Origin of the sequence: Streptomyces yaizuensis (genome assembly GCF_034961445.1) — a bacterium.
GTDB classification, from domain to species: domain Bacteria; phylum Actinomycetota; class Actinomycetes; order Streptomycetales; family Streptomycetaceae; genus Streptomyces; species Streptomyces yaizuensis.
In genome coordinates, this window is record NZ_BSBI01000004.1 from 358991 (window position 1) to 368831 (window position 9841).

Annotated in this window: 8 protein-coding genes; 3 read left to right on the forward strand and 5 right to left on the reverse strand. The window is 73.4% G+C overall.

The genetic code is table 11. The annotated features are described in order from the left end of the window. The first annotated feature begins 3 nt into the window (after positions 1 to 3). Both SYYSPA8_RS12525 and SYYSPA8_RS12530 read left to right on the forward strand, forming a co-directional pair. Entirely contained in the window at positions 4 to 822 is an 819-nt protein-coding gene (locus SYYSPA8_RS12525; protein WP_323447175.1) for a hypothetical protein, read from the forward strand. Beyond that, positions 819 to 1556: a hypothetical protein gene (locus SYYSPA8_RS12530; RefSeq protein ID WP_323447176.1), complete on the forward strand. Its 738-nt coding sequence runs from the start codon at positions 819 to 821 to the stop codon at positions 1554 to 1556. The genes SYYSPA8_RS12525 and SYYSPA8_RS12530 overlap by 4 nt, the downstream gene beginning before the upstream one ends. A 148-nt stretch (positions 1557 to 1704) precedes the next feature. On the opposite strand, the gene SYYSPA8_RS12535 is transcribed toward SYYSPA8_RS12530, so the two are convergent. The 5 genes from SYYSPA8_RS12535 to SYYSPA8_RS12555 all read right to left on the reverse strand — a co-directional run bounded on the left by SYYSPA8_RS12535 (position 1705) and on the right by SYYSPA8_RS12555 (position 8170). After that, positions 1705 to 1998, reverse strand: coding sequence for a hypothetical protein (locus SYYSPA8_RS12535; RefSeq protein ID WP_323447177.1), 294 nt, complete (start codon positions 1996 to 1998; stop codon positions 1705 to 1707). Positions 1999 to 2458: 460 nt separating this feature from the next. After that, positions 2459 to 3913 (reverse strand): hypothetical protein, encoded by a 1455-nt coding sequence (locus tag SYYSPA8_RS12540; protein WP_323447178.1) that lies wholly within the window; start codon positions 3911 to 3913, stop codon positions 2459 to 2461. 32 nt (positions 3914 to 3945) lie between these two features. Further along, positions 3946 to 5289 carry a cytochrome P450 gene (locus tag SYYSPA8_RS12545; protein ID WP_323447179.1) on the reverse strand — a complete coding sequence of 448 codons (1344 nt, stop codon included), beginning with the start codon at positions 5287 to 5289 and terminating at the stop codon, positions 3946 to 3948. Between the two features lie 21 nt (positions 5290 to 5310). After that, complete coding sequence (locus SYYSPA8_RS12550) at positions 5311 to 6726, reverse strand: cytochrome P450 (protein ID WP_323447180.1); 1416 nt, start codon at positions 6724 to 6726, stop codon at positions 5311 to 5313. Between the two features lie 613 nt (positions 6727 to 7339). Continuing rightward, positions 7340 to 8170, reverse strand: coding sequence for a hypothetical protein (locus tag SYYSPA8_RS12555; protein ID WP_323447181.1), 831 nt, complete (start codon positions 8168 to 8170; stop codon positions 7340 to 7342). A 725-nt stretch (positions 8171 to 8895) separates the two neighbouring features. Here SYYSPA8_RS12555 and SYYSPA8_RS12560 point away from each other — a divergent pair. Beyond that, on the forward strand, positions 8896 to 9810 hold the full coding sequence (locus SYYSPA8_RS12560; RefSeq protein WP_323447182.1) for a peptidoglycan DD-metalloendopeptidase family protein: 915 nt from the start codon (positions 8896 to 8898) through the stop codon (positions 9808 to 9810). Positions 9811 to 9841 lie beyond the last annotated feature (31 nt).

Genomic DNA, 9841 nt, shown 5'->3' on the forward strand with positions numbered 1-9841 from the left:
CCGGTGAAGGGCTTCCTGACGGGCTCTCTGACGGAATTACCGGCCTTCTGGGCCTTCGCGGTCGTCTGGACCGGCGCGTTCACGGCATTCATGGCGTACTCGCTGGTCCGCCTCCGCTTTCTGCTCCGGCGTGACCGGCGGACGATCGCACGCTTCTTTGAAGCCGGTGCCGCCCGGCCCGTTCTCGCCATGTACCACCTGGAGGGGGAGCGGGCGGCGGCGCAGGCCGGGATCCTCCTGCTGTCTCCCGGGCACCGCCCCACCCGCGGCCGACCCGGGACGGAACGGACCGCGCAACCCGCGTCCCACCCCCTGCTGGCGGCACTCCACACAGCCGTCCAGGACGCCGGAGGGAACGGCTCCATCGAGGAGGTGAGGGCCTCACCCCGCTACCCGGCCTTCAGCGCCCGGCTGCGGCAGGCGGCCCGGCGCGACCTTCCCGGACGGCGGACGCGCGACGCGCCCGGCGTGCGGGAAGCGCGGGCGGCGGTGGCCGGTCTCTTCGCCGTCCTCGGCTACGGCATCGGGTTCCATGTCCGTCAGCCGGACGCCGGCGGGTTCTGGTTCCTGATCGCCCTCGCCGTCCATGTGCCGGCGGCGGTCTGGCTCGCGATCGCGGACACCAGGGCGGGAGGGCGGGACCAGTGGCCCGAGTTCGAGGCGCTCTGCGAACGCTGCGTCGCCGAGGCACGGGTCCGCGTCCAGGAACCGGGGAGGGCTGCGCGTACGGACACTGCCCCTGCCGGGGGCCGGGCCGACGGCGGCGTCGGCGCGTCCGGTTCGTGTGGTGGCGGCTGCGGCGGCTGTGGTGGCGGGATATGAGCCGGTCGTGGCGCACCCCCGGTATCTGGTGGGCCGGCCGGCGCTTCCGGAACTGGACGCAGCCGACGTCGCGGAGCTGGCCGGATGTGCACAAGGACGTCGCCCGCCTCACCCGGGGGCTGGGCCGCTGGCATCCCGAGACACGCCTCGCTCGCTCCTTGGTGTCCCTGTGGCTCAGCAGCGAAGGCCGGCACGCCGAAGTCCTGGCACTGGCCGAGGAGGAAGTGGCCGACAGGACCGCGGAGTTCGGGCCCGACGACCCCGAGACCCTCCGATCACGCCGTCTGCTCACCTCCGCCCTCCGCGGCGTCGGTGACCTGGACGGAGCCGTCGCCGGGACTCGGGCCGTCATGGAGCACTCGGCCCGGGTACTGGGCCCCGACCACCCCGATACCCATCGCTGCCGGGCGGCCCTCGGCCAGTATCTCGCCGAGAACGGGGAACCGGCCGAGGGAGCCCGCCTGCTGCGCGCCCTGTACGCGGAGTCGCTGGCCTTTGGTCCGGAGCGGTACGAGGAGGCCCGTTCCATCCGCCACCACCTGATCCTGGCGCTGGAGCTGACGGGCGGGTTCCAGGAGGCTCTCGACCTGTTGGACGAGGAGATCGCCGACGAGTCGGGGACGGTCCACGGCGTCGACGAGTTCCTCGGCGACCACCGGATGGAGCATGTGCGCGAGTGGCGCAGGCGACTGGTCACCCGGGCCGCCTCCGGGCGGCCCGGCACCGACGGCTGACCTCACACACCGTCCGCCGGCCCGGCGGACACGGCGCGCAGCTCCATGGACGGAGCGGTCCACCCGCCGGAACGAGAGTGGACCGCCACGGCCGGCCGCGTCGGATCTGTCAGTGCCGGAAGTCGGTGCCGGAAGTCAGCGTCGGGTATCAGTACCAGATGTAGAGGACGTACACCCAGCCGGTGCTCTCGCACTGGTACCTGGTGGTCGCCCCGATGCCGATCAGCGCCTCGCCCATGGTCGTGCATTCGGGGCCGGTCCAGTAGGCGTGGTAGTAGTGGAACGCGCCTTTGCTCGCCGATGCCGCCTGAGTGGTCTCGGTCGTGGCGACCGCCGGGGTCCTGCCTTCTGCCTGGGCCAGGGGTGCGGTCATCAGCCCGCCCCCGATCAGAGCCGCCGTCGCGGCCGCGGTGGCGAGTGTTCTGCGCAGTGCCATGCTCATGAGCTCCTCTGAATGGACTCGGTGAGCGGGGGTCGGTGTCCCCGTTGACGGATCGAGGCCGACCGGGCCGGGTCGACTGGTTCGGGTCGACCCGGCCCGGGGTTGGCCGACCTTGATGCTGCTCCGGGCGTGATGGCCGAAAACGAGAAACGCACACTCTGGCCTTAAGTAGTCGTTCAATCTACTTTCGGTCATAAACGGACCGAAAGCGTCCGTCCTCGGACGGCTCGGCTCCGACCTGATCGTGGCCGCGCATTCCTGCAACCCGGACGTCCCGACCGAGCCGGCGACGGCGGGCACGGCCGACGCCCGCAGGCCCGGAGTTTCCCTGGCCGACGGACCGTTCGCCGAATCCAAGGAACACGTGGGCGGCTTCCGGGTCATCCGGACAGCCGATCCGGTCGCCCTGGCGGCACCGGCGGCTCCGGCCAGGTCGCCCCGGACACAGCCCGCCGCCCGGTCACCACGTCCCCGCCGGCCGCGAGCGCTGGGGGGCTCCGGACCCCGTGCCCGCGCCCGGGCCCGCGTTCGCGATTCCCCCGTCGTAGGCCCAGTCCACCAGCCCCTCCGCGGTGGTCTCGCACCCGTCCGGAAGGACGAAACGCCGTCCGGGGTCGGTGAAGTAGCTCTCTCCGTGATGGCCACCCACCGCGAGCAGCCGGCTGAGTGGATACAGCCCGCCCAGCCGGTCCGCGGCTGCCGCGCCGCTCCCGCCGCAGGCGGTGAGCAGCCGGTGTGCCCGTGCCCCGATGCCGCTCTCCGCGGGATCGTCCACCATGATCATCTGCTCGTCCCCGTGCAGCGCGGTCCGCAGCGCTCCCGTCAGATGACTCGTCCGTATCAGCCCCACCAGGTCGCCGGGCGGTGCCAGCCGCGCGGCCAGCTCCCAGCCCGCGTGATCCCGCGAAAGGACGGTCAGCAGTTCCCGGACGGACGGGGAACACCTCCCCGGTCCGGCTCCCGCCACCGCGGGCAGGAGCGCGCCGCACTCGTCCGCCCGGGTCATCGCCGCCACCAGCCCTCCCCCTTCCGGCCCGAGGGCGGCGGTGAGACAGCGGACGAACAACTCCTCCACCGCGGCGGCCCGTTCCTCCACCAGACCGCTGAGCCGGCGCAGTTCGCGCTCCCCGAGAACCCCCTCCGCCCACCAGCTCCAGAGCCTGAGAAGGTACTGGGCACGGGGCAGATCCAGCACCAGCCGCACCCGGTGCCCCGGCCCGAGCAGCCGCACCACCCGGGCCACCGTGCCGCTCAGCCGTACCGCGTTGTCGAGTTCGTAGAGGCTCGGCCCGGCCTCGTAACCGGTGCGCACCACGCGCCCGGTGGGACGGAAGGCGCTCCGGAGAAACGGCACCGGCTCCCCGGACACCCCGCTGAGCCGCAGCGAACGCCCGCTGAACAGACAGCTCCCGAAGGCCACCACCGTCTTCCCGCCACCGCCACCGCCACTGTCACGGCCACCGTCACCGCCTCCGCTCGCCGCCCGCGACAGCCAGGCGGTCGACGGACCGGAACCGCCCGTCGTCGCCCACCACCGCCTGGCCGGGCCTCCCACACAGGAGAACACCAGATCGCAGCGGAACGTTGCACGGCCCGCCCGGCGCCCCAGGACCACCGCCGGACCCCCCACGGAGCGGCCGCCCGGGAGCGTCCGTGCCAGTGCCTGTGTCAGCGCCCGCTGCCGGACCAGCCGGATCCGGACCGACCGGGGCAGGACCGCCCCGTCGCCCTCCAGGGGCAGCGCCACCAGTGTGGGGACGCCGGGCAGCGGCGTCGGCTCCGTGACGGTCGCCGGATCGAAGACCGACACCCGGGCCGGGGCACCGGGCCCGCGGGGTGACCCGATCAGCGCCACCGCAGCCCCGGACCGTATGCCCGCCGCCTCCGCTCCGTTCACCGCCTCCGCTCCGTTCACCGGTCCCGCTCCGTTCACCGGCCCCGCTCCGTTCACCGGCCACGGCCCGGGTGCCGCGCCGGCCGTACGCCGTCGAACACCATGGGGAACTCCGTCAACCCGTGCACCAGCACCCGGTCACGGTGGACCAGCCCCGGATCGGGCCGGAGGAACCGTGGCCGCTCCACCCTGGCGGCGAACCCGGCCAGCAGTTCCTCCGCCGCCGGGCGCGCCAGCCCCGCTCCGGGACAGAAGTGCGGACCGTGCCCCAGACCCAGATGACCGACGCGCCCGCCCCCTCCGTCCCTCCGGTGATCGAAGACCCCGGGATCACGGAAGACCCGCGGATCCCGGCCCGCCGCGGCCAGATTCAGCAGCACCACCGCCCCCGGCCCGACCGCCACCTGGCGGGCCCCCGACCCGAGGACGGTACGCCGGGCCGCGTACCGCACCACCAGATGGGTCGGCGGGCACCAGCGCAGCACCTCCTCCACCACCGCGCCGGACCGCGCCGGTTCCCGCCGCAGCTCCGCCGCGACCACCGGATGGGCGAGGAGCGCGTAGAGACAGTTCGTCAGGAAGTGCCCCAGCGACTCATAGGCGGACTCGGCTGTCAGGACGGCGGTGGACACCAGCGTGGCCCGGTCCCCGGTGCGCTCGCGCAGCAGACGCAGCGGTCGGGTGAGCGCGGTCGCGGGCAGACCGTCCACCGCGTCCGCCACCAGCCGGTGGAAGGCGGTCACGGTGCGGGTGAGCCCCGGCGGCAGGGGGTCCGGCGTCCCCTCCGGTCCGGAACGCAGCGGGCCGGTCGGATCGATGACCTCGTCGAAGAGGGCCATCACCGCGCGGGCGCCCTCCCGGACGGCCGGCGCCTGCGCCGGGTCCAGTCCCAGCAGCGCGCACGCGAGATCCCGGGCGATCCGGTCGGTGAGATCGCCGACCGCGTCGATCCGCGCGGGCCCCGGCCCCAGCGAGTCCAGCGCCACCGCGACGATCCGCGCGATCTCCGGTCGCGGCCCGTCCCCGGACAGCCCCCGCACCACGGCGCCGCGCTCGGGCGGCGGGGGCCGGTGCCCGAGGAACGCGAACGGCGGCGTCAGCACCGAATCGGGCGCGTCCGGCCAGCTCTCGAAGAGCAGATCCGCCCTCCGGGCCAGCCAGGGACAGTGCCGCTGATCCGTCGTCAGCTCCGGGGCGGTCAGCGCGGCGAGGCAGTCCGCGTGATCGAGGAGCATGACGACGTCAGGACCCTCGGAGACCAGCGGACCCCACCGGCGCCAGCGCTCGAACCAGGAATGGGGATCACGCCGGGCATCCGGCGAGGCCAGCAGCTCCAGGGCCGCCCGCGCCCCCGGCGGTCCCGCGCGGCCCGTTGCGGCCCCCTTCACCGTACGCATCCGTCGTCCACCGCTCACTCCTCACCCGGCCTCACCCGGCCTCGCCCGCGCGTGCGCGTCCCGCCTCGCCCCCGGGGGCCGGGCGGTGAAGCGCAGCCGCAGTCCCCGGGCCCGGGTCACGGATCCGACGCTGGCCGTGACCCGGCTGCCGGGGGCGGGTTCCCAGGTGAAGCGGGCGGCGATGGCGGTGAGCGCCAGGGTGGCCTGGGTGAGGGCGAAGACATCGCCGATGCATTTGCGGGGGCCCAGGGCGAAGGGGATGAAGGCATGGCGGGGCCGGGTGTGTCCGGAGGCCCAGCGGTCGGGGTCGAAGACGCCGGGGTCGGGGTAGAGCCCGGGGAGGTGGTGGATGATGTACGGGCTGTAGGCGATGGCGGTTCCGGCGGGCAGGAAGTACGGACCCAGCCGGGTGTCGGCGGTGACCGTACGGGTGACGAACCATACGGGGGAGTAGAGCCGGAGGACCTCGGTGAGGATCCGGCGGGTCTCGTGGAGCCGTTCCAGGTCGTCGAAGTCCGCCGGCCGCCCGCCGAGCACCGTGTCGGCCTCGGTGCGCAACCGTTCCTGGAACTCCGGGTGTTCGGCCAGCGCGTGCAGGGCCCAGCCCAGGGTGCTGGCGGTGGTCTCGGTGCCGGCGAGGAAGAAGTTGGAGAGCTGGTCCCGCAGCTCCCCGTCCGAGAGTGACCCGTCGGCGCCCTGGCCGCCCTGCCCGTCCTGGCCGTCCTGCCCGTCCTGGGAATCCAGCAGGATGGACAGCAGGTCGCCCCGGTCCCGTCCGTCGGCACGGTACTCGGCGATGATCTTCGTATACATCTGCTGGAGGCGTTGGAGGGCCCGCTGATAGCGGAGGTTCGCCGGTAAGGGGAGCCGATTGACCACCGGCGGCAGGACCGACCGCAGATAGACGGTGTCGACCGCGGTGACGGAGTCGGCGATGAACTGCCGCAGACGCTCTTCCGCGATCCCGTGGGAGAACATGCACCGGGCGGTCACCCGGGCGGAGAGGCTCATCAGGGTGTCGACGGGGTCCACGGGCCGGTCCTGGGGCCAGGAGCGCACCGTCTCGGCGATGACCTCGTTCATGAAGGGGACATAGCCCCGCAGACGCACGGAGTGGAAGGCGGGCTGGGTCAGCCGCCGTTGCCTGCGGTGGTCACCGTGCGGGCAGGTGATCAGGCCGTTGCCGAGGAACTCCCGGGCCCGCTCGACGAGGCTGCCGCCTTTGTCGAAGGTCCGGCTGTCCATGAACATCTGCCAGGTCAGTTCCGGGTCGCACAGCACCAGGGTGGGCACTCGGCCCAGGCGTATTCTGACCACGTCCCCGCAGTCGGGAAGAGAGCCCAGGAAACGCAGCGGCTCGCGCATCATCGGGGGAATGTGGCCGACCAGGGGGAGCGCCCCGGGGGCGTCGGGGACTGAGCGGGTCTGTGCTGTCATGCCTCACTTCTTCTCTGTGATGGGCGGGGCAGGAGGGGGCGAGGGGGCACTGTCGTCTCCCCCACGGTGAGGGAGGGAGTCACCCTGGGGAACGGTGGCCGGGGCGACTGGTTCATCGGGGCGCGGCGGCCCCAGGGGTTTCCGGACACCGGTTGGATCAGCGACCGCCGTCCCAGGAGCATCACTGGTTCCGCCGCGAGGGCTGGAGGCATGGGCGGGAACCCGCGACGGCAGGACGTACAGCCAGGTGGGAGCGGGTCTCCCGGGCAGGACCACCGGTGTGGGGACGGAGAGCGCGCCGTCCCCGCCGGTGCCGGTCCCCTGCCGGCCGCGGGGTGCGATATGGCGCGGAGGCGACCGACCAGGCAGAGGGATGCAGCATGAGCTTGGCGAACCAGCAGGACACTCCGTCCGGCCCGTTGCCTCCGGAATCTGCGCCTTACAGGACAAATGGCGCTACTGCGAGAAATGCTTCGTGATGTTCTACTGGGGCTACCCGACCAACGGTGTCTGTCCGGTCGGCGGAGGACACCGCGCACAGGGCTGGAACTTCACCCTGTCCCACCTGTAGCCGCGCACGAGCGGGCCGGTGGCTCACCACGCGTGGAGCGGATCACCGGACCGGCCGCACCGGGCGGTTCATCTTCCAGACCAGCTCGCCCCCCTGAGTACCGGTGAAGCGGCGATCGTTCCAGCCGGGCGGGTGGACCGCGTCGTGGAGCCGGGCCTGGGTGGAGGTGGTGTAGGTGCCGTCCCGGTCCGGCAGAGGCAGCCGGAAGGGGCCGCACAACGTGATCCTCCCGTCGGCGTGCAGGGGGATCGGACAGCGGCGGAGTGTCGATTCGTGCCGGGTGCGGAGGAAGGACTTCCTGGCCTCCGCCGCGCGGTCCTTGCGCATCAGCCAGAGCCACACGACCGCGTCCCCTTCCGGCAGCAGGTCACCCTCGGGTGCCGCTTTGACCTTGACGGAGATCAGGAGCGCGTCACCGCGGCGTTCGAGGCACGGCATCACCGACACGAACGCCTGCGCCATCGGCCTCCAGTCGGAGCAGGTCCGGGCCAGCGGGGCGGGGGTGAAGGGCGCGCCCACGATCCGCTCCGCACCGTCCTCGCGGCCCGTGCCGTGGACGACCGCTCCCGCCGCGGCGGCCAGCACGGCGGCGACCAGGCCCGTACGCCACCACCAGGAGCGCGGCCGCAGCCGCAGTCGCCGCCGGTCGCGGGCCGGTGCCCGCTGCGACACCGCCATGGGCGACAACCGCTCGACCGGCGGGGCACCGGAGCCCTCCGGAGCGGGTCGCTGAAGTCTGCGCCGGCGCCGGGCGGCCCGCGCCTCGGTCAGCAGCGCCAGCCACCGGGCCCGCTCGTCCGCTCCGGGCTGGAACAAGTCCGCCAGCGCCGTGAGCACTGCCTCGTCGGGCAACGTCGTGTGCTGCGGGTCCATGTAGCGGCTCAGTGAGGAGCGCCCCAGCCCTCGGGAGTTCTGGCCGGGTAGCCGCTCCCTGAGTTTCGCTTCGAGCCGCTCCAGCGGAAGACCGGACACCTCCCACGCAGCGCGGAGCCTTCGCGCGAGGTCCGCCCGGGCCGCCCCGCAGGCGTCCACGGGGCCGGAGTCCCCGCCCCTGTGTGTGTCCCGGTTTCCCGCCACTGTCCCTCCCTCGTCCCGTACGCACGGTGTCCGCCCAGGCAGAAGCGGTGCGGTGGAAGCGGGACGGGCCCGGGACGCGGGCGGGAAAGGAGACCCGCCAACAGCCCTGGCCGGACCGGTGGAGGCCTTGGAAGCCTTGGGCCTCACGAACCCCCGGGACCGCGGCGCCACCGCATCGGCCTGCACCGAGGGTAGCCACGCACACGCCGCCCGCGGACCGCCGACCGCACGCACCCACGGAGCCACCCTGATGAATGCCACCATGCGCCGGGCGTGCACCACCACACGCCCGGCGCGTACCGCCAACGCCGCACTCGCGGCCGCCTCCACCGCCCTCGTTGCCGGTCCCTGCCCCGGTCCCTGCCCCGGTCCCCGCCCGGCACTGCCCGGCCCCGAGGCCTTGAGGCGCGGGCAGCGCGTCCGGCGGGCCCGGCGGGCCCGGCCGCCGCCGCCCGTTGGCACACCAGGAACCGACAAGGCGCCACCCGTCCCACCCTTCTCCCACCCAGTGGAGGTACTCCATGTCCCCTGTCCCCCCGTCCCGGGCCGCGGTACGGCGCGCTGTCGCCGGTGCTGTGGCCCTCGTGTCCCTGGCCGCCCCCGGCCTGCTTCTCACCCCGTCCGCGGATGCCGCCCCGTCGGCGGATGCGGCCCCGTCGGCGGCGCCGCGCTTCCAAGCGCCGTTCACCTGCGGCGAGACCTGGCGTGGCGCCACCCGCGACGGGCACAACGACCGTGACTCGATCGACTTCAACTGGGGATCGGGCCGCGACGACCACCTCCGCCCGGTGCGGGCGAGCGCCCCGGGCAGGGTGACCGGATCCGGCGTCTATCGCGACGGCGTGTCCTACGTCCTGATCGACCACGGCGGCGGCTGGTCCACCCGCTACCTCCACATGGAGGTCCGCAGTCTCGCGAGGAAGGGCACCACCGTCCGCCAGGGCGACAGGGTCGGCAAGGTCAGTGACGTCGGCTCCCGTGGCGCCGTCCACCTGCACTACGAGCAGCGCCGGGGCGGCGAGATCGTCGCGGCCCGGTTCAACGGCACCCCCTTCCGCTACCGGGGCCAGGACGTCACCAGCAGGAACTGTCCCTCCCGGCCCGCCGCCGTCCTTGAGGAGGACATCCGCGGCGCTGCCGCGGTACCGGCTGCCGCGGCCGCCGGCTGCCCGCGCGGCTACCTGTGCGTGTGGGACCGGACCGGCTACCGGGGCAGCATGTACAAGTTCAAGGACCGCAACCGCTCATGGGGCTCGTGGCCGATCGAGAATCACGACTCCTCCTGGTACAACAACGCCACCTCGGGCCTGAACGCCTGCGTCTGGCAGCGCCGGGGATACGGGGGAAGCGTCAAGGTGATCAAGGCGGGCACGTCCTCCGCCAAGGACCCGGCCCACGCCCACCGGGGCAGCTCCAACAGCTGGGGCAACTGCTAGGAGCCTGTCCGGAGCGGAACACCCGCGCGGG

Excerpts from the sequence above, each read along its gene's own strand:
- SYYSPA8_RS12560 (WP_323447182.1), top strand. The coding sequence starts at position 8,896 with ATGTCCCCTGTCCCCCCGTCCCGGGCCGCGGTACGGCGCGCTGTCGCC.
- SYYSPA8_RS12550 (WP_323447180.1), bottom strand. The coding sequence starts at position 6,726 with ATGACAGCACAGACCCGCTCAGTCCCCGACGCCCCCGGGGCGCTCCCC.
- SYYSPA8_RS12530 (WP_323447176.1), top strand. The coding sequence starts at position 819 with ATGAGCCGGTCGTGGCGCACCCCCGGTATCTGGTGGGCCGGCCGGCGC.
- SYYSPA8_RS12555 (WP_323447181.1), bottom strand. The coding sequence starts at position 8,170 with ATGGACCCGCAGCACACGACGTTGCCCGACGAGGCAGTGCTCACGGCG.
- SYYSPA8_RS12545 (WP_323447179.1), bottom strand. The coding sequence starts at position 5,289 with ATGCGTACGGTGAAGGGGGCCGCAACGGGCCGCGCGGGACCGCCGGGG.
- SYYSPA8_RS12535 (WP_323447177.1), bottom strand. The coding sequence starts at position 1,998 with ATGAGCATGGCACTGCGCAGAACACTCGCCACCGCGGCCGCGACGGCG.